The sequence below is a fragment of the Nonomuraea turcica genome (assembly GCF_030718205.1).
Classification (GTDB): Bacteria; Actinomycetota; Actinomycetes; order Streptosporangiales; family Streptosporangiaceae; genus Nonomuraea.
Genome location: NZ_JAUZQF010000012.1, coordinates 194,358 through 219,560, shown reverse-complemented (window position 1 = coordinate 219,560; position 25,203 = coordinate 194,358). Strand labels below are relative to the sequence as shown.

The window sequence follows — 25,203 nt, the reverse complement described above, 5'->3', positions numbered from 1 at the left end:
ATTTCCGTACAAGCATCCACATGCCCAAACTTCCAGGCCCTTAACGTTGACACTGTAATAATGACAGTGTCATTGTGGAGGTATGAGCGACACCTGGACCATCGGCGAGCTGGCCGAGCACGCGGCCCGGGCGCTGCGCGCCGGCGCCGCGCCAGCCAACGGCCGGGTCCGCGACGTGCCTGGAGAGCGGCTGATCAGGTGGTATACGACCATCGGCCTCGTCGACCCGCCCCTGACCCGGCGCGGCCGGATCGCCCAGTACGGACGGCGGCACCTGCTGCAACTGCTGGCCATCAAGCGACTGCAGGCGGCCGGCCACTCGATCGCCGAGATCCAGGCGGCCCTGGCGGGCGCCACGGATCGGATGCTCGAGGACACGGCGAGTGCTGCTCCGCGTGCCATGGGTCTGGAGGACGCGGACGGCTCAGTTCGTGACGAAGCGGTGCGCGAGCGGTTCTGGACCGAGCGGCCCGACGGGGACGGCGTGCATCGTGCCGCCGAGACGGCGCCCTATGCTGCGGCGCCCGGCCAGGGGAGCGCCGGCGCCGCCATGCCCGGCAGCGGTGCAGATGCCGCCATGCCCGGCAGCGGTGCAGATCTCGCCCTGCCCCACGGCCGCGTGGGCGTCGAGGCGGCAGGTACTCCCGATGTTGATAGGCAATCCTCGAGGCGAACGCGTCCCGGGATGTCCGGGTGGCGGCCGGGAGGGCGCGCCGACGTGGCCGGGCGGCAGACGGGAGCGGAGGGGCGCGGCGGCGCCGGGGCGGTGGTCGCCGGGGTCAGGTTGGGTGATGGGGTGAGGCTGGTGCTGGATGGCGGGCACGCCCTGTCCGAGGAGGACGTTCAGGCGGTGCTGGCGGCGGCGGGACCGCTGCTCGCGGTGCTCGAAGAAAGGGAGCTGATATGAAGATCACTTCGTTGGAGCCCGCCCGGTGCCTGCCGGTGCCGGACGCCGGGTTCGGCGCGCTGCTGACCGAGCGCGGCAACCTGCCGCTGGAGAGCGTGGACGTGAGCGCGGACATCTCGGGCCTCATCGCCGGGGTCGAGGTCACGCAGGGGTTCAGGAACCCGTTCGACGTCACGCTGGAGGCCACGTACGTCTTCCCGCTGCCCGACCGGGCGGCCGTGACCGCGTTCCGGATGGAGGCCGACGACCGGGTGGTCGAGGGCGTGCTGAAGGAGCGCGGCCAGGCCAGGGCGGACTACGACCGCGCGCTGCGGGAGGGCAGGCGGGCCGCCATCGCCGAGGAGGACCGGCCGGACGTGTTCACGATCCGGGTGGGCAACATCCTGCCCGGCGAGCATGTCTCGGTCAGGCTGACGATGAGCCAGCCGCTGCCGTATGAGGACGGGGCGGCCACGTTCCGCTTCCCGCTGGTGGTGGCGCCGCGTTACATCCCAGGCACGCCCATCGACGGCCGGCCCGCGGGTGACGGCGTCGTGCCCGACACCGACGCCGTGCCGGACGCGTCCAGGATCAGCCCGCCCGTGCTGCTGCCCGGCTTCCCCAACCCGGTGCGCCTGTCGCTCGCCGCGAGCGTGGACGCCGCCGGTCTGGAGCTGCGGGAGCTGGCCTCCAGCCTCCACGTGGTCGAGGAGGAGGGCCACACGGTGCGGCTGCGTCCGGGCGAGCGGCTGGACCGGGACTTCATCCTGCGGATGTCGTTCGACGCCTCCACATCGTTGCAGCTCGACAGCCCGGCCGGGCAAGGGGGGACGTTCGCGCTCACCGTCGTGCCGCCGCCGCTGCAGGCCACGCGCACGCCGCGGGATCTGGTGCTGCTGCTCGACCGCTCGGGCAGCATGGGCGGCTGGAAGATGGTGGCCGCGCGCCGGGCCGCCGCCCGCATCGTCGACACGCTGACGCCGCAGGACCGCTTCGCGGTGCTGACGTTCGACTCCGTGGTGGAGCGGGCGTTCGAGGGGCTCGTCGAGGCGTCGGACCGCAACCGGTACCGCGCCGTGGAGCACCTCGCCCGGGTCGACGCCCGCGGCGGCACGGAGCTGCTCGAGCCGCTGCGCCAGGCCATCGCCCTGCTGGGCGCCCCGGCCGAGCGGGAGCGGGTCGTGGTGCTGGTCACCGACGGCCAGGTGGGCAACGAGGACCAGATCCTGGAGCAGGCGGGCGGCGCGCTGTCGGCCATGCGCGTGCACACGGTCGGCATCGACCGGGCCGTGAACGCCGGCTTCCTCGGCAGGCTCGCCGGGCTCGGCGCGGGCCGGTGTGAGCTGGTCGAGTCGGAGGACCGGCTCGACGCGGCCATGGACCACATCCACCGCAGGATCGGCGCGCCCCTGGTGACCGACCTCTCGCTCAAGGGGCTGGAGGTCGAACCCGGTACGGTCACGCATCTCGGGTCGATCTTCCCGGGTGTCCCGCTGCGCGTGTACGGGCGCTACCGCGAAGGGTCCTCGGTGACCGTTCGCGGGATGGCCGCCGGCGGCCCGTGGGAGGAGCAGGTCGCGGGTGTCACAGTGGACAATCCGGCCGTCCGCGCCGTGTGGGCCCGGGCGCACCTGCGGGAGCTCGAGGACCGTTATGCCATGGGCGAGCACGAGCTGGAGTCGCGCATCGTCCGCACCTCGCTCGAGCGCGGCGTGCTCTGCCGCTTCACCGCGTACGTGGCGATCGACACCAGGCAGGTCGCCGACGGCGGGCCCGAGCACCGCGTCATCCAGCCGGTCGAGCCGCCGAGCGGCTGGGAGCCGCCGCAGGCCGCGCCGATGATGGGCGGCGGCTTCACGGCGCACACCGCGATGATGGCCATGCCCGCGGCCGCGCCGCGGATGCGGCGGCCTGAGCCTGGGTTCGGCGCCGCCGAGATGGCCGGTGACGATGGGGGGTTCCTGGCCCGTGGCGGCGGGCCCAAGCCCGGTCCCCGGCCCAGTCAGCCTGGGCGGCTCGGGGGCGGGCCGAGGTTCGCTCCGGGGCCGCGTCCCGCGGGCCGGCTGGAGTCGGTACGGCCGCAGCTGGTGGCCGAGCTGGATCGGCTCACGGCGCTGCCCGCGCCCGATCTGCTGTACCTGGCCGACCTGGGGTCGCGGCTGGCGGCGCTCGCGGAATACCTGGGCGGCGACGAGCAGCTGGTGAGGCTGGCTCGCGAGCTGGAAGCGGCCGAGCGGCCGGACGCGGAAGCCCAGGCGCTGCACGACCACGCCATCGCGGTCCTCAGGGCCCTGATCGGCGGCTCCACACCGCCGCCCCGACCCACGCCGGGCCGCGGACACCTCGGCGACGAGGGCGGGCAACCCGGTGGTGGGCATCCCGGTGGCCCGCTGCCCGGCGGCGACCGTCGCACGCCCTTCTGGAAGCGTCACTGACCGCCCGCTCCGGCCCTGCCCAGGCATCGGGCAGGGCCGGGGCGGTCACAGGATCGGCGTCCGCTCACCAGCCGCCCCTCCTCCTTGAGCCGCCGCAGGTGCTCCCGGTGCGCGGGGCGGGCCGTGAGCCGTCGTGGGTCGCCGTCGAAGGCCAGTTGCACCACGTATCTCGCCATGTCCCCGCACGCTAGGGGCGATGGGGCCTTCGCTCTGCATCGCGGGGCACCGGCGGGGTGTATACGGGGATACATGACGTACACGCTGGCCGACCTGCCGATGCTGGGCGGGCTTGGCGAGGAGCGGCTGCGGGCGCTGGCGGCCCTGACCCGGCGCAGGCGCTATCCGGCCGGGCAGGTGCTGTGCACCGAGGGCGACCCGGCCGATCAGCTGATCGTGCTGCTAGGCGTCCGGGTGAAGGCGGGCCGGGTGAGTGCGGACGGCAAGGAGGTGGTGCTGGCCGTGGAGGCGGCGCCGGTGGCGTTCGACAAGACGGCCCTGCTGGTGGACGGCCCGCATCGGGCGACACGGACGGCCCTGACGGCGGTGGAGGTGGCCTATCTGCCGCGTACGACGGTGCGTGACGTGCCGGCACGCGTGGCCACCTGGCTGGTACGCCGGATCACGGACGGCCGGGTGCCGCTGCACGCCGGCCAGGCAGGGCTGGGCGCCGAGATCGGCGCGACGCGGGTGAGCGTGAACCGCGCCCTTCGCTCGTTCGAACGCCGCCGGATGATCGAGATCGGCTCCGGCGAGGTAGTCGTCCTGGATCGCCACGCTCTGGCCCGCGTGGCCGCCGGCTGAATGACGACCCCGCCCTCGCCCGCGTAGCCGCCGTCTGAACCGCGGCCGAATATCGGACGAGCGTCTATCCGAGCCGGTCAGGCTGTTCTATCGTCACGACCATGGCGACCCCTCGCGCCCCGCTCCGCTTCGCCGAAGCGGTGTCGGCCACCGTTTCCGAGAGCAGGAAATCCGGCTTCTTCTTCGACTTCGACGGCACGATCGCCCCGATCATGCGAGATCCCGGCGCCGTGCTCCCCGTTCCGGGGGCGGTGGAGCGCTTGCAGGCGCTGACGAGCCTGGTCGGCAGGGTCGCCGTGGTCTCGGCCCGCCCGGCCGCGTTCCTGTGCGAGCGGTTCTCGCGTGCGCCGCAGGTCGCCCTGTTCGGCCTCTACGGGATGCAGACCGTCGTCGACGGCCGGGTGCGCACCGAGGCCGCGGCCGAGCCGTGGGCCCCGATCATGCGCCGGTTGGCCGCGGACGCCGCCCGCGATCTGCCGGGCGAGGTCCTGATCGAGGACAAGGCGCTGGTGGTGTCGCTGCACTACCGCGCGGTCCCGGCGCTGCGTGGCGCGGTGGAGCGGTGGGCCTCGGGCAAGGCGGTGGAGCTGGGCCTGCGCGAGCAGCACGGCCGCATGGTGGTGGAGCTCCGGCCGCCGGTGGAGTGCGACAAGGGCACGGTCATCGCTCAGGAGGCGGAGACGCTGACCCGCGCCTGGTATTTCGGCGACGACATCTCCGACGGCCGCGCGTTCGACGCGCTGCGCTGCAGGGAGGAGCGGGATCCCGGGTTCATGGGCGTCCGGGTCGCGGTGGCCAACCGGGAGACGGGCGACGAGCTGGCGCGCCGGGCCGACTTCACGGTGGATTCCCCCGAAGACACGCCGGTCCTGCTCGAGCAGGTGATCAGCGCCTTTCCCGGCCATCCTCCGCCTGCTCTTACCCTGGATGGGTGACCACACTTGTCCTGGACGGGGGCCTGTCCACCCACCTCGAACGGCTCGGCGCCGACCTCAGCGACGACCTCTGGTCGGCGCGGTTGCTGCTGGAGCAGCCGGAGCTGATCCGGCAGGCGCACGCCGACTACTTCACGGCGGGGGCCGATGTGGCCATCACCGCGAGCTACCAGGCCACGATCCCGGGCTTCATGCGGCGCGGCCTGGGAGCGGCACAGGCGGAGGCGCTGATCAGGCTGTCGGTGGTGCTGGCCGGGCAGGCGCGCGACCAGGCCGGCCGCGGGCTGGTGGCGGCCTCGGTCGGCCCGTACGGCGCGTTCCTGGCCAACGGCGCTGAATACACCGGCGACTACGACCTCGACGAGGACGGCCTCTACTCCTGGCACCTGCCCCGCTGGGAGATCCTGGCCACGGCCGGCGCCGACCTGCTGGCCTGCGAGACGATTCCGTCCTATCCGGAGGCGCGGGCTCTGGCCAGGCTGCTGGAGCGCACGCCGGGGGTCAAGGCGTGGGTGAGCTTCTCCTGCCGGGACGGCGAACGGCTCAACGACGGCACGCCGATCCGCGAGGCTGCCGCCCTGTTCAGCGGGAATCCGCAGGTGGTGGCCGTCGGCGCGAACTGCACGGCGCCCCGCCACATCCCCGGGCTCATCGCCTGCCTGTCCGGCGGGCTGCCCGTCGTGGTCTACCCGAACTCGGGCGAGAGCTGGGACGCCGGGCATCGGCGCTGGCTGGGCCTGGCCGATCCGGTGGAGTTCGGGCAGGCCGCCAAGGAGTGGCAGCTGGCGGGCGCGTCGCTGATCGGCGGCTGCTGCCGGACGACTCCCGAGCACATCACGCAGATCCGCGCCCATCTGTCGTAGGACGCAGCCCGGGCCGGTCCGAGGGACCGGCCTACGACGCCGACCCCGCGCACGCCTGGCTGAGGGAGTGGGTGCGCGGGGGTCCTCGGCGGCCGAAGTCGGACGGAGACCGCCTGGGAAGCCGGGGTCAGACGGAGACCGTCTGAGGAGCCCGGGGTCAGGCGGAGACCGACTCGGCGGTGCGGCGGCGGCCGAAGACGCGGTCGAGCGCCAGCGCGCCGCCGCCGGTGAAGCCGATGGCCAGGCTCGCCGCGGCCAGCGCCAGGACGAGCTCGTAGCCACCCTCGGCGGCGCCGAAGCCGTTGGCGGCGTGGACGAAGACGATCGCGCCGATCATGTCGAGGGCCAGCAGCGTGCCGACGATCGGCAGCGCGGCGCCGAGGATCAGCGCCAGGCCGCCGGCCACCTCCAGCACCGCGACGGCCGGAGCGGCCACGCCGGCCAGCGGGATGCCGACGGACTCGAAGAACTTGGTCGTGCCCGCGATGCCCATGGTCGCGAACTTCTGGTAGCCGTGCACGAGGAAGATCACCCCGAGGGCGATTCTCGCGAGCAGCAGGACGAGGGGACGGGCCTGGTCGACCATGCGACCTCCTAGTGAGATAGTTGTTCAGTTTTGAACGAGAGCACTGTAGCAGGGAAAGTTAAAATCTGAACAAACGCGGTAGACTGTGCCGGTGACGGAACCCCGATGGCTCGACTCGACGGAGATGGCGGCCTGGCGCGCCTTCCTGTCGACTTCCCACTTGCTCGACAGGCGGATCGAAGAGCAGCTCAAGGCCGCGGCGGGGCTGACGCACCCGCAGTTCGAGATCCTGGTGCGGCTCGCCGAGGCCCCCGGCCGCCAGGAGCGGATGACGGAGCTGGCCAAGGGTGTCGTGGTGTCGAAGAGCGCGCTGACGTACCAGATCACTCAGCTGGAGAAGGCAGGGCTGGTGGAGCGTGCCACCTGTCCGTCGGACGAGCGCGGTGTGCTGGCGGTGATCACCGAGGCGGGCCTGCGGTGCCTGGAGCGGGTGGCGCCGGGGCACGTGGAGGTCGTCAGGAGATATCTGATCGACCGGCTCAACCGGGAGGAGCTGCACACGATGACGGCCGCCCTTAGGAAGACAGAGGAGGCACTACGCTCCTCGGACGTCCGCTAGTCCCTGGCGGCGGCGGCGCGGGCGGCGCGCTCCATCTCGACGCGGGCACTGGCGGCGTATTTGTCGACGTATTCCTGCTCGGACAGCTCCATCAGCGCGTACATGATCTCGTCGGTCACCGCGCGCAGCACCAGGCGGTCGTCCTCCATCCCGTAGTAGCGGGAGAAGTCGAGCGGCTTGCCGAACCGGACGCCCGGCCGGATCCCGAGCTTGGGGAGCACCCGCCCCGGCGGCATCATCTCGTACGTGTTGATCATCGCCCAGGGGATGACCGGGGCCCGCGACTCCAGGGCCAGCCGGGCCACACCGGTCTTGCCCTTGTAGAGCCGCCCGTCGGGCGAGCGGGTGCCCTCCGGGTAGATGCCCAGGACGTTGCCCTCGCGCAGGATGCGCAGGCCGGTGCGGAGCGCCGCCTCGCTGGCCTTGCCCCCGGAGCGGTCGATCGGCACGGTGCCGACGCCGCTGAAGAACAGCCGGGTGAAGAAGCCCTTCACGCCGCGGCCGGTGAAGTAGTCGGACTTGCCCAGCGAGATGACCTTGCGGCGCAGCTGGAGCGGGCCGAAGAAATGATCGGCGAACGACAGGTGGTTGCCGGCCAGGATCGCCGGCCCTTCCTTCGGCACGTTTTCCGCGCCCTCCGTCCACGGCCTGAACACAAGGTGGAGGATCGGCCCCAAGATGGCCTTGACCACCCAGTAGAACACCGCGGCACCTCTTCTCCAGCACGTCGTCGGCAAGCAGAGTCATCTTCCCACCTCGACGGCCATGCTCCTACACCAGCGCTCGCACAATCACCCCTGAACGTGCGACGATCGGGCCGTTCCTGGATGAACGCCCCGGTCCCCCGGAATGAAATCGCATGGAGGAGCTGTTATGCCGCTCATGCCAGGCGCGGAGCCCTACAACCATGACGCAGGCGAGGTCGGCGTGCTGCTCTGCCATGGGTTCACGGGCACCCCGCAATCGTTACGGCCCTGGGGCCAGTTCCTGGCCGGGCACGGGGTCAGCGTTTCGCTGCCCCGCCAGCCGGGGCACGGCACCAGATGGCAGGAGATGAACCGCACGCGGTGGGAAGACTGGTACGCCGAGGTGGAGAAGGCGTTCGCGGACCTGCAGGGCCGCTGTGCGGACGTGTTCGTGGCGGGGTTGTCGCTGGGCGGCTGCCTGGCGCTGCGGCTGGCCGAGGTGCACGGCCCGGCGATCAGGGGCGTGGTGCTGGTCAACCCGTCCATCGCCAACGACGTGCCGCTGCTGAAACTGGCGCCGCTGCTGAAGTGGTTCGTGCCGTCCGTGCCCGGCGTCGCCAATGACGTCAAGAAGCCCGGCGTGACCGAGCTGGCCTACTCCCGCACCCCGGTGAAGGCGGCCGCGTCGCTGCCGGGACTGTGGTCGCTGGTGCAGGCCGACCTGGTGAAGGTGACGCAGCCGCTGCTGGTCTTCCACAGCGTGGACGACCATGTGGTGAAGCCGACGAGTGTGGCGATCATTCGCCAAAGGGTTCCGCAGGCCACGATCGAGGAGCTGACCGATAGCTACCATGTTGCGACGCTCGACAATGATGCCGACAGGATCTTTGCCGGTAGCCTCGACTTCATCCGGACACATGCCTCGGTACCCTTGCAGAGGGACTGATCGCACCCAGGGGGAAGTCGCGATCGCTGCGGAGAGGCCCATCTAGGTGACGCCCCAGAGTGACGAGGACGAGGTCTGGCGGCAGATCGTCGCGTCCTTCAACGACACAGCCGAACGCGACTCGGCCGACCAGCCATGGCCGGACAGCGAAAACGTCCCTGCCGAGCCCACCAGGCGGGTGGTCAAGCCCTCGGAGGAGCTCGAGGAGGATCTCGACGAGCCCGAGGACAAGCAGGACGACGACGAGGAAGAAGAAGAAGGGGAGGGGCACTTCGTGCCGCCCCCGCCCCCGCCGTTGCCGAAGCTCGACCTGCCGGCCAAGCTGGCGTGGGTGGCGCTGTTCGGCGGCCCGGCCTACCTCCTGGTCGCGGCGATGGCGAGCTGGCAGATGGACGGGTGGGCGCTGTTCACGGCGGTGGCGGCGTTCATCGGCGGGTTCGTGGCCCTGGTGGTGCGCATGGGCGACGGCCCGCCGAACGACTCCGGCTGGGACGACGGCGCGGTCCTTTAGGACCCGCTCTCCATCGCCCCTTCAGGACTTGCCCTCCATCGCCTTGGGTGCGAACGACTCCACGACGTCGGTGTAGCGGTCGCGGGTGTCGACCGCGTGCCCGACCGCCCACACCGTGCTCTTGCCCGCGAGATAGGCCACGGCCTGCAGACGCACGGTGCTCCTGCCCCGCTCGGCCTCGCCGCGGATGATCTCGCACGCGGCCTTCTCGCAGCGCATCATGAACGGCTCGGCCGCCCGCGCCGGGTCATAGCCGGCCATCCAGTAGCGGCCCTTGCCGTCGCCGGTCACGCCGTAGAGGCGGGCGTCTGACTCGGGCAGCGCCAGCTGCTTCCACCGCTTGCCGTTCCAGGTGAGCACGAGCGGGGAGATGTCGCCCGGGCCCCGGTAGACGCCGCCGACGGCCACCGCCCGCTTGGCGCTGTCGGCCTGGACGTCGCGCAGGTAGCCGCCGGGGATGGAGGGCAGCGGCATCGACTTCCACGAGCCACCCGAGTAGTGCACGACCAGCGGCTCGGTGCCGGTGTCGCCGACGGCGAACCCGCCCGCCACCGCGTAGAGCGCCCCTTCTTCCTTGGTCTGCTGGGCGCTCCAGGTGTTGCCCTGCCCGGTGAGGATGAGCCCCTGCTTGTCGCGGCTGCCGACGGCCACCACCTTGCCCTGCTTGGCGTCGACGCCGGCGAGCCAGTCGCCGGCCCGCAGCCCCGGCGGCCTGACCCGGTCGAATCCGGCCAGGTCGCCGTGCGCGAGGTAGGGCAGCCCGTCGTGCCCGTCGCCGACCGCCCACACGTCGGACGACCCGGCGGCGGCCAGGCTGCGCAGGTTGCCCGCGGCCGTGGCGTCGCGGATGGCCACCTCGGTCCACCGGGCGCCGTTCCAGTGGCGGATGGTGCCGCGGTTCTTCCACACGTCCCAGATCTCCTGCTGCCCGACCGCCCAGACGTCGCTGGAGGACAGCGCCAGCACGTCGGAGAGCGAGCCGTCGGCCTGCAGGCGCACGCTGGTCGACTGCTGCCACGCCTCGATCGTGGTGGGGCGGCGAGGATCGGCATGCGCGGCGGGCGTGACCTGCGGCAAGGCCACGGACGTCGCCAAGATCAAGGAGAGCGCACGCCGCTGAGAGCGACGAGTCATGGTGCAAATGCTACGGGCTGACCGGCCCCTCTTGCCCTTTAGTGCCCAAGTCGCAACTCTGCGATAACAGGAAGATGGTCACTGGCCCCGGCCAGATCGGCGATCTCGGCGTCCACTCCCCCGCACGACACCACACGCGCCTCGCGCGCGGCGAACACCCCGTCGATGCGTACGGCAGGCCGCGCCGCCGGGAACGTCAGCCCGTCGCCCTTGGGCGCCACCGCGTAGCAGTCGGCCAGCCGCCCGGCCAGATACCGCCAGGCCGGCTGGTGCGGCTGCTCGTTGACGTCGCCGCCAAGCACGATCGCCGCGCCGAACGGGACGGCCGCCCGCTCCATCAGCGCCACCGCCTCGGCCGCGTGGTGCACCCTGGCCGGGTCGTTGAGGTCGAGGTGGAGCGAGCCGACGGCCAGCCGCGCCCCGTCGGCCTCGACGACGGCCACGGCCAGCCCGCGTAGCTCCAGTCCGAGGAAGACCCGCAGCGCGTGGCTCTCGGCCCGCAGCACCCGGACGCGCCTGCCGACGAGCACGGCCACGCCGCCGAGCCTGCCGGGGGTGGCCAGGCGCAGCCCAGCGGCGGCGGCCAGCGCCCGGCGTCTGGCCCGCCAGCGGTAGAACCTGGGGGCCTCCTGCACGCACAGCACGTCGGCGCGCGTGGCGGTGATGACCCTGGTCAGCGCGGGCGCGCTGTCGCGCAGCCCGTGCACGTTGTAGGTGCCGACCCTGATCGTCACGCGGCCCTAGCGCAGCCTGGCCAGGTCGGCGGCGCCCACCACCCCGGCCGAGGCGCCGAGCTCGGCCAGCCTGATCTCGGCGAGCGGCCGGTGCCCGTGCCCGGTGAGCCGCTCGGCGTAGGTCGCGCGGGCCTGGTCGATGAACAGGTCGGCGGCCCTGGAGACGCCGCCGCCGACGATGAAGCAGCCGGGGTCCAGCACGGCCGCCAGATCGGCCATCCCCTGGCCGAGCCAGTCGGCGAAGGCGGCGAACGCGGCCAGCGAGACCTGGTCGCCCAGCCGCGCGGCCTCGGTGACCTCCTCGCCCTCGATCTTGCCGCCGGCCAGCCCGAGCAGGATCTCCGCCTGCTCCGGCCGGGCCGCGGCCAGCTCTCTGGCCTCCTTGACGAGGCCCTGGCCGCTGGCATATTGCTCCCAGCAGCCGACGTTGCCGCAGCCGCACGGCCGCCCGCCGGGCTGGACCTGCATATGGCCGAACTCGGCGCCCGCTCCCCAGCGGCCGCGGTAGAGCGCGCCGTCGAAGACGAGACCGCCGCCGATGCCGGTGCCGAGCGTGATGCAGACCACGTGGGACTGGCCGCGCCCGGCGCCGAACCTGGTCTCGCCCCAGGCCATGGCGTTGGCGTCGTTCTCGATCACGACCGGCAGGCCGACCAGGCCGCTGATCTTCTTCTGCAGCGGCTCATCGCGCCAGGCGAGGTTGGGCGCGAAGCGCACCATCGACCGGGTCTCGTCGACGAACCCGGCCGCGCCCACCCCGACGGCCTCAATCTCCCGGTCCGCGGACAGCTCGCGAACGACGTCGGCCACCGTCTCGGCCACCACGTCAGGGCGGTCGGCGGCGGTGGGCCGCAACGTATGGGCGACGATCTTCCCTTGGTCGTCGACCACACCCGCGGCGACCTTGGTCCCGCCGATGTCGACACCGATCGTGAGCATGCCCCTGTGTCACTCCCTCTTATCGCTCGGGAGCTCCGCTCCCTTTGTCATCCCAGATCTATGTGTTCCACGTCCTCGCGACGATCACGATTATCGCGCTCTCGCTGCTGTGTGCCAGGGGCGGGCCTGCTCAGCACGTCCAGCGCCCCGCGGAACGCGGCGAACAGCTCCCCGCCCGCGGCCATGAGGTGCCCGGTCACGTCGGCGCCCGACTCGCGACGTGCCGCGATCGCCCGGCAGAGCGGGCAGGCGCGGCAGATGTATTCGTCGTGGGGCTCGGACACCGCTTCTTCCCACACGTCCCGGTCCCTGCGCCCGCCGCCGGTGAACGAGTTGAGCACCGTCTTGCCGACCTGGCGCGTGGCGCGTCCCTGGATCGACTCGAACAGCTTGCGTGCCTCGTCGGCGACGGTCCCGATCGGGTCTCTGTCGTTGCTCTCCGTCATCTGGCCCTCCCTGCGTGCCGGGTCCCAGCGTTATGGGGTCCCCGAGATGAACCGTACTCGGAGCACGCCGTCGCGGAGCGCGGCTGCGCTGATCTTCCTGCGGGCCAGCGCCGCGGGCAGCGCCAGGATCCTCCGGTACGGCCCCGCGGTGATGATCAGCTCGTCCCCCTTGCGCGCCAGGTCCACGTCGCCGCGGTCCGCACCGGGCAGGGCCAGGGTCAGCTCGTCGGCGCTCATCCGCAGCGGGGGGTCGACGGCGGGAGCGGCGAACGGGTCGTGCTCGCCGTAAAGCTTGGCTCCCACCGCGGCCAGCGCGTCCTTGCCGACGGGCTCGGCGGGCAGGTAGGGGACGATGTGGATGGGCAGCGGCGCGAACGACTGCTCCGCCTCGGCCAGCAGCCGCGACTGCGCCGCCACCCACTGGGCGCGCCACGCGTCGGCGTCGTCCGAAGGGAAGACCCGGTTGGCGATCACCGCGTCGACGCGGTAGCCGTAAAGGTTGAGCGAGGTGAGGGTGCGCCTGGCCTCGGCCAGCACCACCGACTCCGGGGTGAGCACGAGCCGCACGGAGGCGTGGTCGCCGGTGAGCAGCTCGCGCACCTCCATGAGGCCACGGTGGAAACGCTCGGCGGCGTTCATGACGCCTTCGCCGGGCGCGCTGACGTGGGCGACGCTGCGCACGAACGGCGAGACCAGCCGCACCAGCTTGCGGCCGACCGGCATGAGCCTGCCGACGTGCCAGTCGAGCGCCTCGGGCAGGGCCAGCAGGCGCAGCGTCTCGGCGGTGGGCGCGCAGTCGACGACGATCACGTCCCAGCGGCCCTCGCGGGCGTGCTCGCGCAGCTCCAGCAGGGCGATGACCTCCTCGGCGCCCGGCAGCACCGTGATCTCCTCGGAGGTGATCTCGTCCAGGCCCAGCTCGCCCAGCAGACCGCGGGCGTAGTCCTGCAGCTCGCCCCAGTGGCGCTCCAGCGTCTTCTGCGTGTCGACCTGGTGCAGGTGGAGGCCCGGCGCGACCTCGCCCGGCTCGACGGCGAGCGCGTCGGCCAGCGAGTGTGCCGTGTCGGTGGAGACGATGAGCGTCTTGAGGCCGCGCCGCGCGGCCAGCGTGGCGGTGGCGGCGGCGGCCGTGGTCTTGCCGACGCCGCCCTTGCCGGTGAAGAGCAGGACCCGCGGGGTCACCTCAGCGGCCTTCTACGCGCTTCTTGAGACCCTTGAGTGCGGTGTCCACGATCACCTTCTCCGCCTTGCGCTTGATCATGCCGATCATGGGCACGCTCAGATCGACCGTCAGCTCATATGTCACATCGGTGCCACTGCCCTTGTCGGTGAGCTGGTAACTCCCTCTGAGGTCGGCGACCATCTTCCCCGGCTCGACCACCTGCCAGCTCACGCTCTGGTCGTCCTGCCAGGTGTAGCCGAGGGTGTAGGTGTCGCTGATCATCCCGGCGTCGAGGACGAACCGCACCGTCCGCGGCCTGCCGTCGTCGCCGGTGCTGAGGACCTCCGCGTTCTTGATCGACCCGGCCCATTCGGGGTAGGACGGGAAGTCCGCGATGACCGCCATGACGTCGGCGCGCCCGGCGTCGATGGTGGTGCTGGAAGTGGTGCGATCAGCCATGCGACCACGGTAGTGCACAATCCGCTCCTGGCGGTGGAGCGGCCATACGCGACCTGCTGGTCACCATTCGAGGACGAAGGGGACGCCCCTTCCGCGGAAGTGCCCGACGTTCATGCACTCGGTGCGGCCGACGCGGATCCGGTCGCGGAGGGGGTTGTGCACGTGGCCGAACAGGGCGTAGCGCGGCTGGGTGCGCCTGATCGCCTCCAGCGTGGCCTCGCTGCCGCGCTCGAACCTCCTGGCGACCACGTCATAGAGCAACTCGGGCACGGCGGGCGGGATGTGGCAGCACAGCACGTCCACCTCGCCGATGGCCTCGACCTTGGCGGCGTACTCCTCGTCGCTGATCTCGTAGGGAGTGCGGTAGGGGGTCCTGAGCCCGCCGCCCACGAAGCCGAACCGCAGCCCGCCGATCTCCGCCACCTGCCCGTCGAGCACGTGGTGGCCGGGCTGCGCGAACTCCGGCCACAGGCGTGGGATGTCCACGTTGCCGTAGGTGAGGTAGGCGGGCGCCGGCATGGCCGCGAAGAGGGCGGCGTACTGGGCGCGGACGTTGCGCTCGATGTGCTCGCGCGGGTCGCCGTCGAGCGTGGCCCACAGCGCCGCGGACATTTCCCTGGCCTCGTCGAACCGCTTGGCCGTGCGCAGCGCGACGTACTCGGCAGCCTTCTGCGCGCCGAATAGGGCGGGGAAGATGCCCTGCGCGTGGTCGGCGTAGTCGATGAAGAGGATCAGGTCGCCCAGGCAGATCAGCGCGTCCGCGCCGTCACCCGCTCTGGCCAGCGCGTCGGCTCTGCCGTGCACGTCGCTCACCACATGGATCCTCATGGTGGGAAATACTATGAGCGACGGCTGCTAGCGTGATGAATGCCCTTCATAACGCCTCAATGACAGGGCTACCGACGCGTAACTTAACGCGGTAGCGTCACGGCGTCACCCGAAGAGGAGTTGAGTTCGTGCGCGAGTACAGCGTCCCGGTCCTGGTCGACGTGCCCGCCTCGGCGAGCCTGGCCGACACCGTCTTCCGACGGGCCGAGCAGGAGCCCGGCGCCGTCATCATGCGCCGCAAGAGCGACGCGGGGTGGCCGGTGGTCACCGCGTCGGAGTTCCGCGACCAAGTGGTCGCGGTGGCCAAGGGCCTGATCGCGGCCGGCATCGAGCACGGCGACAGGGTGGCGCTGATGTCGCGCACCCGCTACGAGTGGACGCTCGTCGACTACGCGATCTGGTCCATCGGGGCGGTCACCGTGCCGATCTATGAGACCTCGTCGGCCGATCAGGTCGGCTGGATCATGTCCGACAGCGAGGCCAAGGCGGCCTTCGTCGAGCTGGAGGGGCACGAGGAGACCGTACGCGCGGCGGTGCCCGGCCTGAAGGCGCTCTGGCGGATCGACGGCACGCCGGAGGCCGGCGCCGTCACGGACGCCGACGTGGACGAGCGGCGCGCCCGGGTGACGGGCGGCGACCTGGCCACGATCGTCTACACCTCCGGCACCACGGGCCGGCCCAAGGGCTGCCGCATCACCCACGACAACCTGCTGTTCACCGCGCTCAACGTGCTGCGGGGGCCGCTGGAGCCGCTGTTCGCCCGCAAGGACCCGGCCGCGTTGCTGTTCCTGCCGCTGGCGCACATCTTCGCGCGGATGATCCAGGTGGTGCTGCTCGAGGCGGGCGCGGTCATCGCGCACACGCCGAACATGAAGAACGTCGCCCCGGACCTGCAGGACTTCCAGCCCACGTTCCTGCTGGGCGTGCCGCGGGTGTTCGAGAAGGTCTACAACGCGGCCGAGCAGAAGGCCATCGCGGGCGGCAAGGGCAAGATCTTCGCCCGCGCCGTGGACGTGGCGGAGGCCTGGAGCCGCGCGGAGAGCTCGGGCGGCGCGTCGCTGGGGCTGCGGCTGCAGCGGGCGGTGTTCGACAAGCTGGTCTACGCCAAGCTGCGGGCCGCCACCGGCGGGCGGCTGTCGGCCGCCGTGTCCGGCGGCTCGGCGCTGGGCGAGCGGCTGGGCCACTTCTTCAGGGGCGTCGGCATCGAGGTCTTCGAGGGCTACGGCCTGACCGAGACCTCCGCCCCGTGCTCGGTCAACATGCCGGGCGCCAACAAGATCGGCACCGTGGGCAAGCCGCTGCCCGGCGTCACGCTGCGCATCGCCGACGACGGCGAGGTCCTGGCCAAGGGCAGAAACGTCTTCGCCGGCTACTGGAAGAACGACGAGGCCACGGCCGAGGTGATCGACGACGGCGGCTGGTTCCACACGGGTGATGTGGGCGAGCTGGACGCCGACGGCTACCTGCGCATCACGGGACGCAAGAAGGAGATCCTGGTGACCGCGGCGGGCAAGAACGTCGCGCCCGGGCCGCTGGAGGACGCGCTGCGCGCCCACCCGCTGGTCTCGCAGGCCATGATCATCGGCGATGGCCGGCCGTTCGTGGCGGCCCTCGTCACGCTGGATCCCGAGGCCTTGCCCGCCGGGTCGTCGGTGTCGGAGCTGCGGGCGGACCCGAAGGTGCAGGCGGAGATCCAGGAGGCGGTGGACCGGGCGAACCAGTCGGTGTCGAAGGCCGAGCAGATCAAGAAGTTCTTGATCCTGGACCGGGACATCACCGAGGACAGCGGGCATCTGACGCCGACGCTGAAGGTCAAGCGCGGCCTCGTCATGCGCGACTTCGCCAAGGAGATCGACGAGCTCTACAGCAGCCGTTAGGGCAGGTCGGGCGGCCTCGGGAGCGGCAGCGCGCCGGGGAAGCCGTCCGGGAGGGCGCCGGGACCGGGCACGGCTTCGTCCTGATAGCCGCTGGCCTGGATTCTGAACATCCGCGCGTACAACCCGTCCGCGGCCATCAGCTCGTCGTGGCAGCCCTGCTCGGCGATCTCCCCGTCCTGCAGCACCGCGATCACGTCCGCCTCGCGTACCGCGTTGAGCCGGTGCGAGATCAGCAGGCTCGTCCGGTCGGCCCGGTAGCGGCGCATCCGCTGGTGCACGTCGTGCTCCGCCTCCGGGTCCAGCCCCGAGCTGGGCTCGTCCAGGATCATGAAGTCGGCGTGGTCCCGCAGGAACGCCCTGGCCAGCGCCACCCGCTGCCACTGGCCACCGGACAGCGTGACGCCGGTCGACGGCTGCTTTCCCCGCTTGAGGGTGAAGACGAACATCCTGGTCAGCGCCGTGTCGTAGCCGTCGGGCAGCGCGCTGATCGCCTCGTCCACGCCGGCGTGGACAGCCGCCCGCTTGATGCGGTCGAGGTCGTCGAGCGCCCTCAGGTCGCCGACCGCGATGTTGTCGCGGGCGCTGAAGTCGTACGTCATGTGGTCCTGGAACACCGCGCCGAGCCGGGCCCGCAGCTCGGCCGGATCCAGGTCGCGCAGGTCCACGCCGTCCCAGTGGATGGACCCGCGCGTCGGGTCGTACAAGCGGCACAACAGCTTGGCGAGGGTGCTCTTGCCGGCGCCGTTGAGCCCGACGACGGCGACCGCCTTGCCGTACGGAATGGTGAGCGTGACGCCCCGCAGGGTCCACGGCAGGTCGTCGGCGTAGCGGAACCACACGTCGCGCAGCTCGATGCCCTGCCGCAGCGGCGGCGTGGGGCGGGGGTCGGCAGCGACGGGCAGGTCGGGCTCGATGTGCACGACGTCGGCGTAGTGGCCGAACAGCAGCAGCTGGTGATGCGTGGAGGCGATGCCGCGCACCAGCGACGACAGCCCGCCCTGCAGCCCGGCCACGGCGGCGATGAACATCGACACGTCGCCCACCGTCAGCGTGCCACGGCCGGCGGCGAGCACCGCCCAGACCAGGCCGCCGCCGGCGATCAGGGCGCCCAGCAGCTCGAGGCCGCTCTCGATGAGCAGGTCCCTGCGCTCCAGGGCCCGGTTGGCCACGTCGGCGGTGTGGCGCTCGGCCAGCATCCGGGCGCGCATGAACGCGCCGAGCCCGAACAGCCGCACCTCCTTGGCCGCCTCGACGCTGCTGAGCAGGTGGGAGTAGAAGAACTCGCGGCGCTGCACGGGCGCGAGCTCCAGCATCAGCTTGGCCCGCCTCCTGGCCAGTGCGATCTGCGCGATCAGTGCCGGGATGCCCGCCACCATGACGACGCCGGCCATCACCGGGGAGAGCAGCACGACGGAGCCGATGAACCCGCCGATGGTGAGCACGGTGCTGCCCAGTCCGAAGGCGCTGCCGACGAAGACGGGCGCCATCATGCCGCCCTGCGAGGCCAGCCGGAGCCGGTCCAGGAACGCGGGCGTCTCGAACGGGCCGAGGCCGATGATGCGCTCTAGGGCGACGTACAGCCGGTCGAGGGCGTAGGTCGACACGCGCCTGCCCAGCTCCGTCCCGACGTACGCGCCGAGCTGGGGCAACGCGGCGATGGCCACGCCGACGGCCACCAGCGGCACGAGGAGGGCGGCCAGCTCCGCGACCGTGGCGCCGCGGACCAGCGCGTCCAGCACGAGCTTGGTCAGCCAGGCGACCGCCACGGGCAGCGCGGCCTGGACGAAAGTGATGATCGCGTGGCACACCGCCCGGATGGGGCCGGCGTGCCAGACTAAACCCGCGGCCTCCGCGACGCTGCGGCGCGTGGAGCTCATGGCCGTCAGGCTACGTCCGCGATGACGAGTTCGCCGACCTGCTCCGACAGCGCCTCCCGCGCCGAGCGGGGCAGCCCGGCGTCGGAGACGAGCACGTCGGCCTCGCCGAGCTTGGCGATGGTGCTGATGCCGACCGTTCCCCACTTGGTGTGGTCGGCGAGCACGACCAGCCGGCCGGCGGCCTCCACGAGCGCGCGGTCGGTCTCCGCCTCCATCATGTTCGGGGTGGTGAAGCCGGCCCGGACGGTCATGCCGTGCACCCCGAGGAAGAGCAGGTCCACGTTGAGCTGGCGGATCGCCGTCACGGCGACCGGTCCGACCAGGGCGTCGGAGGGGGTGCGCACGCCACCGGTGAGCACGACCGTCTGGTCGGTCCGTCCCGAGCGCTGGAAGACGTCGGCGACGCGCACCGAGTTCGTCACGATGGTCAGGGCGGGGACGGCGGCCAGGCGGTGGGCGAGCGCCCACGTGGTGGTGCCCGCCGACAGCGCGACCGCGGTGCCCGCGTCCACCAGGGCGGCGGCGTGCCGGGCGATGGCCCGTTTCTCCTCCTCCTGGCGTACGGACTTGGCGGCGAAACCGGGCTCGTCGGTGGAGCCGACAGCCGTGGCGCCGCCGTGCACCTTGGCCAGCAGGCCGCGCTCGGCCAGCATCTCCAGGTCACGGCGGATGGTGATGTCGGAGACGCCGAACGCCCGCACCAGCTCGATCACCCGGACGCCGCCGTGCTGCCTGACGAGCTCGACAATCGCCTGCTGTCGCTGCGGGGCGAGCATCGCACCACCAGATCCCAACAGATTCCGTCATCGTTCTCGATCGCATGATGACACGATCGTGACGTCGGGACTGTGGCTGATTCGTCATGAAACCGGGCGTTGACAGTCCGAAATATGCGCTTTTCGATGAATGAAGGTGAGCGAACTCGGGGGAATCTGAAGGGTCCGGCTAGGAGGAACCCCCATGGCCCAACGACTGCCGATATCCCGCCGCAATCTGCTGCTCGGAGCCGCCGCGCTCGGCGTCCCCGCCGCCCTCGTCGGATGCGGATCCGACACCCCCTCCCCCGCCCCCGGCGGCGGTACGGCCGCAGGCAACCTCGGCACGGTCACCATCGGCTCGAACGCCTCCGACGAGATCCCGAAGAAGTCCCTCGACACCCAGGTCAAGGCCTTCACCCAGGCCACGGTCAAGATCAACACCGTCGACCACAACACGTTCCAGGAGAACATCAACCGTTACCTCAGGGGCACGCCCGACGACGTGTTCACCTGGTTCGCGGGCTACCGCATGCAGTTCTTCGCCGAGCAGGGGCTGGCCATCGACATCTCGGACGTGTGGCGGGAGATCGGCGGCGACTACACGCAGGCGTTCAAGGACCAGTCGACGGGCGTCGACGGCAAGCAGTACTTCATCCCGTCCACGTACTATCCGTGGGCGGTCTTCTACCGCAAGAGCGTCTGGCAGGAGAAGGGGTACGAGCCGCCCGCGACGCTGGACGAGTTCACCGCGCTGGCCAAGAAGATGAAGGCCGACGGGATCATCCCCATCGCGTTCGCCGACAAGGACGGCTGGCCGGCGATGGGCACGTTCGACATCCTCAACATGCGCACGAACGGCTACGACTTCCACATCTCGCTCATGGGCGGCAAGGAGTCGTGGACGGACCCGCGGGTCAGGCAGGTGTTCGACACCTGGCGGGGGCTGATGGAGTATCACCAGCCCGCGGCGCTGGGGCGTACGTGGCAGGAGGCCGCGCAGTCGCTGGCGCAGAAGAAGACCGGGATGTATGTGCTCGGGATGTTCGTCGCCCAGCAGTTCCCCGAGGCCGACCGCGACGACCTCGACTTCTTCACCTTCCCGGAGATCAACCCGCAGTACGGCACCGACTCGATCGACGCCCCCATCGACGGCTACATGATCTCGGCCAAGGCCAAGAACGTGGACGGCGCCAAGGCGCTGCTCAAGCACCTGGCCCAGGCCTCATCGCAGAACATCGCCACCAAGCTGGACCCGGGCACGCTCGCGGCCAGCTCCAAGGCCGACACCTCCGGCTACAGCGCCCTGCAGAAGCGCGGCGCCGAGCTGGTGTCGAAGGCCACGCATATCGCGCAGTTCCTCGACCGCGACACGCGGCCGGACTTCGCCTCCACCGTGATGATCCCGTCGCTGCAGTCGTTCGTGAGCAAGCCCAACGAGATCGACTCCCTGCTGGCGAGCATCGAGAAGCAGAAGGCCAACATCTTCCGCTGATGGCTGTCAAGACCCGTCGCTACTCCGCCCGCGACGTGACCGTTCTGGTCATCGGGCTGGGGGTGGCCGTCATCGTCAACGTGGGCTTCATCTGGGGGCCCACGCTGGCCTCCGCCGGGCTGTCCGCTACCGACTGGGGCGGCATCGGGCCCATCGAGTGGATCGGCGGACAGAACTACCACGACCTGGCCGCCGAGTATCCGCCGTTCTGGTCGGCCATCCGCAACAACGTGTTGTGGCTGGCCTTCCTCGGGCTGGTCGCGACGCCGTTCGGGCTGTTCTGCGCGGTGCTGCTGGATCGGCGGCTGCGGCTGTCGCGGGTCTACCAGAGCGCGCTCTACATGCCGGTCGTGTTGTCCCTGGCCGTCGTCGGCTTCATCGCGCAGCTGGTCTACTCCTCCGACTACGGCGTGCTGAACGCGGTGACCGGGCTGAGCGTGGACTGGCTCGGCGACAGCTCGATCAACATCTGGGTCGTCGTGGTCGCGGCCGCCTGGCGGCACGTCGGCTACGTCATGATCATCTATCTGGCGGGCCTGAAGGCGGTCGATCCGGCACTGAAGGAGGCGGCGGCCATCGACGGGGCCAACGAACGGCAGGCGTTCTTCCGCGTGGTGTTCCCGACGCTGCGGCCGATCAACGTGATCGTGCTGGTGATCACGGTGATCGAGGCGCTGCGGGCGTTCGACATCGTCTACGCCATCAACAAGGGCAGGAACGGGCTCGAGCTGCTGTCCGTGCTGGTCACCGAGAACATCGTGGGCGAGGCCAGCAGGATCGGGTTCGGCTCGGCGATCGCGGTGGTGCTGCTGGTGATCTCGCTGGGGTTCATCGTCACGTACCTGTCACAGCTGTTCAAGGGGGAGGAGCGATGACGCTCACCGCACCGGCCGCCGCTCCCCCGGCCGAGTCGCAGCGCTCGCCGTCACGGCGGCCGGTCCGGCCGTTGCGGATCCTGCTGCACGCGTTCCTGGTGCTGGTGGCGCTGGGCTGGCTGCTGCCGCTCGTCTTGGCGGTGTACGCGTCGCTGCGTCCGTACGAGGAGACCGCCCGGCTCGGCTACTTCTCGCTGCCCGAGCACCTCACGCTCGACTACTACGGACAGGCGTGGAGCCAGGCCGAGCTGCCCCGCTACTACGTCAACACGTTGATCATCGTGATCCCCGGCGTGCTGATCACGTTGTTCATGGCGTCGTTCACGGCGTTCGCGATCGCACGGCTGCGCATCCCCGGCCGCAAGACGCTGCTGATCGTGTTCACCGCCGGAAACCTGCTGCCGCCGCAGGTCCTCATCACCCCGCTCTACACCCTCTACACGCTCATCCCGCTGCCCGCGTGGCTGTCGGACTCGCAGTCGCTCTATGACTCCTACCTCGGGCTGATCCTCATCCACGTGGCCTTCCAGTTCGGCTTCTGCGTCTTCGTCATGGCCAACTTCATGCGCACGATCCCCGAGGAGATCAGCGAGGCGGCGCTGGTGGACGGGGCCGGGGTGTGGAAACGCTACTGGCGGCTGACGTTGCCGCTGTGCCGGCCGGTGCTGGCGGCGCTGTCCACGCTGCAGTTCACCTGGATGTACAACGACTTCCTGTGGGCGCTGGTGCTGATGTCGTCGGGCGACAAGCTGCCCGTCACCTCGGCGCTGAACAACCTGCGCGGCCAGTTCTTCACCGACTACAACCTGCTGGCCGCCGGGTCGATGCTGGTGGCGCTGCCGACGCTGATCGTGTTCCAGATGTTGCACAAGCAGTTCGTGGCCGGGCTCACGCTCGGCTCCACCAAAGGCTAGAGGAGGCTCTGGAAGCGGGCGGCGACGTGGTCCCACGACCAATCGCCGGCGATCCAGTCGCGGCCGCCCGCGCCCATCTTGCGGGCCTTGTCCGGGTCGCTCAGCAGCTCGACGATCGCCTGGGCGATCTCCTCCGGGTCAGTGCCGTCCACCACGAGCCCGGTCTCGCCGTGCTTGACCGCATCGGGCGCGCCGCCCGACGCGCCGGCCACCACCGGCAGGCCGGTGGCCGACGCCTCCAGGAACACGATCCCGAGCCCTTCCACGTCCACCCCGCCCCACCGGGTACGGCAGGGCATCGCGAACACGTCGGCGGCCGCGTAGTAACCGGGCAGGCTCGCGGCCGGCACCGTGCCGGTGAACCTGATCGACTCGTGCCCGGCCGCCAGCCGCTCCAGCGTACGCCGGTAGGGTCCGCCGCCCACCAGCAGCAGGACGGCGCCGGGCACCGCCCGCAGCACCCGGGGCCAGGCCCTGATGAGCTGGTCCTGGCCCTTGCGCGGCACCAGCCGGGACACGCATGCCACCACCGGCCTGCCCTGCAGGCCCAGCTCGGCCTTGGGCGCGCCGGGATGGAACAGGCCGGCGTCCACGCCCGGCGCGAGCCGTACGAGCTTGGCCGGCGGGATGGCCGCGACGAGCCGCCGCCGTGTGTACTCCCCCAGATACGTGACCACGTCGGCGTGCTCGCCGATCCTGCGCAGCACGGCGCGGAAGCCCGGTGCGCTCGCCCACGACGCCTCGTGGCCGTGGGTGAGCATCACCACGCGCCGCGCGCCCGCCCTGCGCAGGTGCGGCGCGAGCAGGCCGAGCGGTGCCGCCGCCCCGAACACGACGGTGCCCGCCTCGTGCTCGGCCACCAGCCGGGCCGCGCGGCGTGCCACGGCCGGAGTCGGCAGCATGATCCGCGTCGGATGCCGCACCACCCGGAACGGCTGACGCCGGTCGAACTCGGCGCACCCCGGCCAGGCGGGTGCGTAGACGGCCACTCCCGGTGTGCGCAGCGCGAGCCCGTGCACGAACGACTGGATGCCGCCCGGCCTGGGCGGGAAGTCGTTCGTGACGATGACCACATGGGTCACGGCACCGGGATGCCGTTCAGCTTCGCCCATGCGCGGGCCATGGCGATGCGCTCGGGGCTGGTGGGATGGGAGGCATAGAGCACATATTCCACCGCATCCGGCGACAAATCGGAAATATTGGTTACTGCCAGACGTTTCTGCATTTTTATGAATGTGGCGGGATCTCTGGTGAGGTCGAGGGCGTGGACGTCGGCCCGGGCCTCGACGCGGCGGCTGATCACGTTCTCCGCGGGTCCCAGGAGCAGTGAGCCCAGCGTCATCAGGCCCAGCACCGCCCCCACCGCGCGAGGGTCGGCGATCGAGGCGACGCCGGTGCGGCGGCGTACCGGATCGAACACCAGGAACAGCAGCACGGCGCCCAGCCCGGCGCCCAGGCCGCCGATGAGTGTGCCGGTGAGCACGTCGTTGTCCTTGGCGTGGCCCAGCTCGTGCGCCACGACCAGCTCCACCTCCGGCTGCGGGGCCTTGAGCAGCGTGTCGTACACGACGATGCGGCGCGTGGCGCCGAAGCCGGACACGTAGGCGTTGAGCGCCGTCGTCCGGCGCGAAGCGTCGGCCACCAGCACGTCCTTCACCGGCACGCCGTCGCGTTCGGCCATGGCCAGCAGGTTCGTCCGCAGCGAGCCCTGTGGCATGGACCTGAAGTCGTTGAACAGCGGCTCGAACAGCACCGGATACACGAACGACGCCACCACCGTCAGCGCGAACGCCCCGACGGCCGCCGGGATCCACCAGCGCCGCACCTTGCGGGCCAAGGCCACGAGCACGACCAGCATCAGGCAGAGGATGGCCGTCTGCACGCCCATGTTCTTGAGCCGGTCGCCGGCCCAGGACCCCCAGTCCTGGGTGGACAGGCCGAAGGCGCGCAGCAGCGTCTCGAACCACATCCCGAGCGGCCAGCGGACCAGCTCGGTGAGCGCGGTGATGACGACGACGCCCAGGATCACCCGCAGCCACCAGGGGCCCCTCAGCCAGCCCACGGCCTTCGCGCCGATCGGGGTGGCCACCAGGAGGCCCGCGATGATGATCGACAGGGCCAGTGACAGGTAGCTCGGGAGGGTGGTGGCCGCGTCGAACGCCTGCGCTCTGGCGATCTGGGCGGCGGTGAAGTCGCGGGCCGGATCGGGCGGGCCCCCGGCCAGCACCCGCCAGGGGGTGGCGAAGGCGGCCACGGCCAGGATCACCACCCCCAGCGCCACGGCCGCGACCGCCGCCTCCCGCCGCAACCGCCTCCCGTCCGCATCCGGAGTCCCGCCCTTGCCGGCACGCCGATCGCCGCCCACGGCCCGGCCGCCGTCGCCGGCGCCACCCGGGCTCCGAGCATCGCCGACGGCGGTGGGATCACCGGTCGAGACCTCGGTTCGGGGCTTCCTCGTCCCTGGTCCTGCGTCGTCCGTGTCGTGCCGTTCGCTCATCGG

General features: G+C 71.2%; 26 protein-coding genes. 12 read left to right on the top strand and 14 right to left on the bottom strand.

The genetic code is table 11. The features are described 5' to 3' along the window. Positions 1–82: 82 nt before the first annotated feature. Both Q9G87_RS30370 and Q9G87_RS30365 read left to right on the top strand, forming a co-directional pair. On the top strand, positions 83–907 hold the full coding sequence (locus Q9G87_RS30370; protein ID WP_305919926.1) for a helix-turn-helix domain-containing protein: 825 nt from the start codon (positions 83–85) through the stop codon (positions 905–907). Continuing rightward, a complete protein-coding gene (locus Q9G87_RS30365) occupies positions 904–3,321 on the top strand; it encodes a VIT domain-containing protein (protein ID WP_305919925.1) in 2,418 nt (805 codons plus the stop codon). Before Q9G87_RS30370 ends, Q9G87_RS30365 begins: the two co-directional genes overlap by 4 nt. Here Q9G87_RS30365 and Q9G87_RS30360 read toward each other — a convergent pair. Then, positions 3,315–3,497 carry a YciI family protein gene (locus Q9G87_RS30360; RefSeq protein WP_305919924.1) on the bottom strand — a complete coding sequence of 61 codons (183 nt, stop codon included), beginning with the start codon at positions 3,495–3,497 and terminating at the stop codon, positions 3,315–3,317. The two genes, Q9G87_RS30365 and Q9G87_RS30360, sit on opposite strands and share 7 nt — an antisense overlap. 73 nt (positions 3,498–3,570) lie before the next feature. Between Q9G87_RS30360 and Q9G87_RS30355 the strand changes: the two genes are divergently transcribed. The 3 genes from Q9G87_RS30355 (at position 3,571) to mmuM (ending at position 5,920) form a co-directional block, all read left to right on the top strand. Beyond that, positions 3,571–4,122 (top strand): Crp/Fnr family transcriptional regulator, encoded by a 552-nt coding sequence (locus Q9G87_RS30355; protein ID WP_305919923.1) that lies wholly within the window; start codon positions 3,571–3,573, stop codon positions 4,120–4,122. 101 nt (positions 4,123–4,223) lie between these two features. Next, positions 4,224–5,057, top strand: coding sequence for a trehalose-phosphatase (otsB, locus tag Q9G87_RS30350; protein WP_305919922.1), 834 nt, complete (start codon positions 4,224–4,226; stop codon positions 5,055–5,057). Continuing rightward, a complete protein-coding gene (mmuM, locus tag Q9G87_RS30345) occupies positions 5,054–5,920 on the top strand; it encodes a homocysteine S-methyltransferase (protein WP_305919921.1) in 867 nt (288 codons plus the stop codon). The genes otsB and mmuM overlap by 4 nt, the downstream gene beginning before the upstream one ends. A gap of 157 nt (positions 5,921–6,077) precedes the next feature. Here mmuM and Q9G87_RS30340 read toward each other — a convergent pair whose 3' ends face one another. Next, a complete protein-coding gene (locus tag Q9G87_RS30340) occupies positions 6,078–6,506 on the bottom strand; it encodes a DoxX family protein (protein WP_305919920.1) in 429 nt (142 codons plus the stop codon). A 91-nt stretch (positions 6,507–6,597) separates the two neighbouring features. Between Q9G87_RS30340 and Q9G87_RS30335 the strand changes: the two genes are divergently transcribed. Then, positions 6,598–7,065 carry a MarR family winged helix-turn-helix transcriptional regulator gene (locus Q9G87_RS30335; protein ID WP_305919919.1) on the top strand — a complete coding sequence of 156 codons (468 nt, stop codon included), beginning with the start codon at positions 6,598–6,600 and terminating at the stop codon, positions 7,063–7,065. Here the strand turns inward: Q9G87_RS30335 and Q9G87_RS30330 are convergent. Continuing rightward, positions 7,062–7,769 (bottom strand): lysophospholipid acyltransferase family protein, encoded by a 708-nt coding sequence (locus Q9G87_RS30330; protein WP_305919918.1) that lies wholly within the window; start codon positions 7,767–7,769, stop codon positions 7,062–7,064. The genes Q9G87_RS30335 and Q9G87_RS30330 overlap by 4 nt on opposite strands. Positions 7,770–7,938: 169 nt before the next feature. On the opposite strand from Q9G87_RS30330, the gene Q9G87_RS30325 reads away from it, so the two are divergent. Both Q9G87_RS30325 and Q9G87_RS30320 read left to right on the top strand, forming a co-directional pair. Beyond that, entirely contained in the window at positions 7,939–8,697 is a 759-nt protein-coding gene (locus Q9G87_RS30325) for an alpha/beta hydrolase (protein WP_305919917.1), read from the top strand. A 46-nt stretch (positions 8,698–8,743) separates the two neighbouring features. After that, entirely contained in the window at positions 8,744–9,208 is a 465-nt protein-coding gene (locus tag Q9G87_RS30320) for a hypothetical protein (protein ID WP_305919916.1), read from the top strand. A gap of 21 nt (positions 9,209–9,229) precedes the next feature. Here the strand turns inward: Q9G87_RS30320 and Q9G87_RS30315 are convergent, their stop codons facing one another. The 7 genes from Q9G87_RS30315 to Q9G87_RS30285 are packed head-to-tail and all read right to left on the bottom strand — an operon-like array spanning position 9,230 to position 14,910. Then, the gene (locus tag Q9G87_RS30315; protein ID WP_305919915.1) at positions 9,230–10,342 is read right to left on the bottom strand and encodes a hypothetical protein; all 1,113 of its coding nucleotides are present in this window, start codon (positions 10,340–10,342) and stop codon (positions 9,230–9,232) included. 38 nt (positions 10,343–10,380) lie between these two features. Beyond that, positions 10,381–11,076 carry an endonuclease/exonuclease/phosphatase family protein gene (locus Q9G87_RS30310; RefSeq protein ID WP_305919914.1) on the bottom strand — a complete coding sequence of 232 codons (696 nt, stop codon included), beginning with the start codon at positions 11,074–11,076 and terminating at the stop codon, positions 10,381–10,383. 6 nt (positions 11,077–11,082) lie between these two features. After that, positions 11,083–12,015, bottom strand: a complete 933-nt coding sequence (locus tag Q9G87_RS30305) for an ROK family glucokinase (protein ID WP_305919913.1) — start codon at positions 12,013–12,015, stop codon at positions 11,083–11,085. Between the two features lie 47 nt (positions 12,016–12,062). Beyond that, the gene (locus tag Q9G87_RS30300) at positions 12,063–12,461 is read right to left on the bottom strand and encodes a DUF5304 family protein (RefSeq protein WP_305919912.1); all 399 of its coding nucleotides are present in this window, start codon (positions 12,459–12,461) and stop codon (positions 12,063–12,065) included. Between the two features lie 30 nt (positions 12,462–12,491). Beyond that, positions 12,492–13,643 carry an ArsA family ATPase gene (locus Q9G87_RS30295; protein WP_305919911.1) on the bottom strand — a complete coding sequence of 384 codons (1,152 nt, stop codon included), beginning with the start codon at positions 13,641–13,643 and terminating at the stop codon, positions 12,492–12,494. A 1-nt stretch (position 13,644) separates the two neighbouring features. Continuing rightward, entirely contained in the window at positions 13,645–14,082 is a 438-nt protein-coding gene (locus tag Q9G87_RS30290) for an SRPBCC family protein (RefSeq protein ID WP_305919910.1), read from the bottom strand. 60 nt (positions 14,083–14,142) lie between these two features. Further along, entirely contained in the window at positions 14,143–14,910 is a 768-nt protein-coding gene (locus Q9G87_RS30285) for a metallophosphoesterase family protein (RefSeq protein WP_305919909.1), read from the bottom strand. A gap of 128 nt (positions 14,911–15,038) precedes the next feature. Between Q9G87_RS30285 and Q9G87_RS30280 the strand changes: the two genes are divergently transcribed. Further along, positions 15,039–16,787 (top strand): AMP-dependent synthetase/ligase, encoded by a 1,749-nt coding sequence (locus Q9G87_RS30280; protein WP_305919908.1) that lies wholly within the window; start codon positions 15,039–15,041, stop codon positions 16,785–16,787. Here the strand turns inward: Q9G87_RS30280 and Q9G87_RS30275 are convergent. Further along, positions 16,784–18,664 (bottom strand): ABC transporter ATP-binding protein, encoded by a 1,881-nt coding sequence (locus tag Q9G87_RS30275; protein WP_305919907.1) that lies wholly within the window; start codon positions 18,662–18,664, stop codon positions 16,784–16,786. The two genes, Q9G87_RS30280 and Q9G87_RS30275, sit on opposite strands and share 4 nt — an antisense overlap. Before the next feature lie 5 nt (positions 18,665–18,669). Then, complete coding sequence (locus Q9G87_RS30270; protein WP_305919906.1) at positions 18,670–19,440, bottom strand: DeoR/GlpR family DNA-binding transcription regulator; 771 nt, start codon at positions 19,438–19,440, stop codon at positions 18,670–18,672. A gap of 184 nt (positions 19,441–19,624) precedes the next feature. Here Q9G87_RS30270 and Q9G87_RS30265 point away from each other — a divergent pair, with 184 nt between their 5' ends. Genes Q9G87_RS30265 through Q9G87_RS30255 form a run of 3 tightly spaced genes read left to right on the top strand, consistent with a single transcriptional unit; the run spans position 19,625 to position 22,703 of the window. After that, positions 19,625–20,914: an ABC transporter substrate-binding protein gene (locus Q9G87_RS30265; protein ID WP_305919905.1), complete on the top strand. Its 1,290-nt coding sequence runs from the start codon at positions 19,625–19,627 to the stop codon at positions 20,912–20,914. Continuing rightward, positions 20,914–21,789, top strand: coding sequence for a carbohydrate ABC transporter permease (locus Q9G87_RS30260; protein WP_305919904.1), 876 nt, complete (start codon positions 20,914–20,916; stop codon positions 21,787–21,789). The genes Q9G87_RS30265 and Q9G87_RS30260 overlap by 1 nt, the downstream gene beginning before the upstream one ends. Further along, a complete protein-coding gene (locus tag Q9G87_RS30255) occupies positions 21,786–22,703 on the top strand; it encodes a carbohydrate ABC transporter permease (protein WP_305919903.1) in 918 nt (305 codons plus the stop codon). Before Q9G87_RS30260 ends, Q9G87_RS30255 begins: the two co-directional genes overlap by 4 nt. Here the strand turns inward: Q9G87_RS30255 and Q9G87_RS30250 are convergent. After that, positions 22,700–23,785: a glycosyltransferase family 4 protein gene (locus Q9G87_RS30250; protein ID WP_305919902.1), complete on the bottom strand. Its 1,086-nt coding sequence runs from the start codon at positions 23,783–23,785 to the stop codon at positions 22,700–22,702. The genes Q9G87_RS30255 and Q9G87_RS30250 overlap by 4 nt on opposite strands. Next, positions 23,782–25,200, bottom strand: coding sequence for a M48 family metallopeptidase (locus Q9G87_RS30245; protein WP_305919901.1), 1,419 nt, complete (start codon positions 25,198–25,200; stop codon positions 23,782–23,784). The genes Q9G87_RS30250 and Q9G87_RS30245 overlap by 4 nt, the downstream gene beginning before the upstream one ends. Positions 25,201–25,203 lie beyond the last annotated feature (3 nt).

Coding starts and splice junctions, on each gene's coding strand:
- Q9G87_RS30370 (WP_305919926.1), top strand. CDS start 83: ATGAGCGACACCTGGACCATCGGCGAGCTGGCCGAGCACGCGGCCCGG.
- Q9G87_RS30365 (WP_305919925.1), top strand. CDS start 904: ATGAAGATCACTTCGTTGGAGCCCGCCCGGTGCCTGCCGGTGCCGGAC.
- Q9G87_RS30360 (WP_305919924.1), bottom strand. CDS start 3,497: ATGGCGAGATACGTGGTGCAACTGGCCTTCGACGGCGACCCACGACGG.
- Q9G87_RS30355 (WP_305919923.1), top strand. CDS start 3,571: ATGACGTACACGCTGGCCGACCTGCCGATGCTGGGCGGGCTTGGCGAG.
- otsB (WP_305919922.1), top strand. CDS start 4,224: ATGGCGACCCCTCGCGCCCCGCTCCGCTTCGCCGAAGCGGTGTCGGCC.
- Q9G87_RS30340 (WP_305919920.1), bottom strand. CDS start 6,506: ATGGTCGACCAGGCCCGTCCCCTCGTCCTGCTGCTCGCGAGAATCGCC.
- Q9G87_RS30325 (WP_305919917.1), top strand. CDS start 7,939: ATGCCGCTCATGCCAGGCGCGGAGCCCTACAACCATGACGCAGGCGAG.
- Q9G87_RS30315 (WP_305919915.1), bottom strand. CDS start 10,342: ATGACTCGTCGCTCTCAGCGGCGTGCGCTCTCCTTGATCTTGGCGACG.
- Q9G87_RS30305 (WP_305919913.1), bottom strand. CDS start 12,015: ATGCTCACGATCGGTGTCGACATCGGCGGGACCAAGGTCGCCGCGGGT.
- Q9G87_RS30300 (WP_305919912.1), bottom strand. CDS start 12,461: ATGACGGAGAGCAACGACAGAGACCCGATCGGGACCGTCGCCGACGAG.
- Q9G87_RS30290 (WP_305919910.1), bottom strand. CDS start 14,082: ATGGCTGATCGCACCACTTCCAGCACCACCATCGACGCCGGGCGCGCC.
- Q9G87_RS30285 (WP_305919909.1), bottom strand. CDS start 14,910: ATGAGGATCCATGTGGTGAGCGACGTGCACGGCAGAGCCGACGCGCTG.
- Q9G87_RS30275 (WP_305919907.1), bottom strand. CDS start 18,664: ATGAGCTCCACGCGCCGCAGCGTCGCGGAGGCCGCGGGTTTAGTCTGG.
- Q9G87_RS30270 (WP_305919906.1), bottom strand. CDS start 19,440: ATGCTCGCCCCGCAGCGACAGCAGGCGATTGTCGAGCTCGTCAGGCAG.
- Q9G87_RS30265 (WP_305919905.1), top strand. CDS start 19,625: ATGGCCCAACGACTGCCGATATCCCGCCGCAATCTGCTGCTCGGAGCC.
- Q9G87_RS30260 (WP_305919904.1), top strand. CDS start 20,914: ATGGCTGTCAAGACCCGTCGCTACTCCGCCCGCGACGTGACCGTTCTG.
- Q9G87_RS30255 (WP_305919903.1), top strand. CDS start 21,786: ATGACGCTCACCGCACCGGCCGCCGCTCCCCCGGCCGAGTCGCAGCGC.
- Q9G87_RS30245 (WP_305919901.1), bottom strand. CDS start 25,200: ATGAGCGAACGGCACGACACGGACGACGCAGGACCAGGGACGAGGAAG.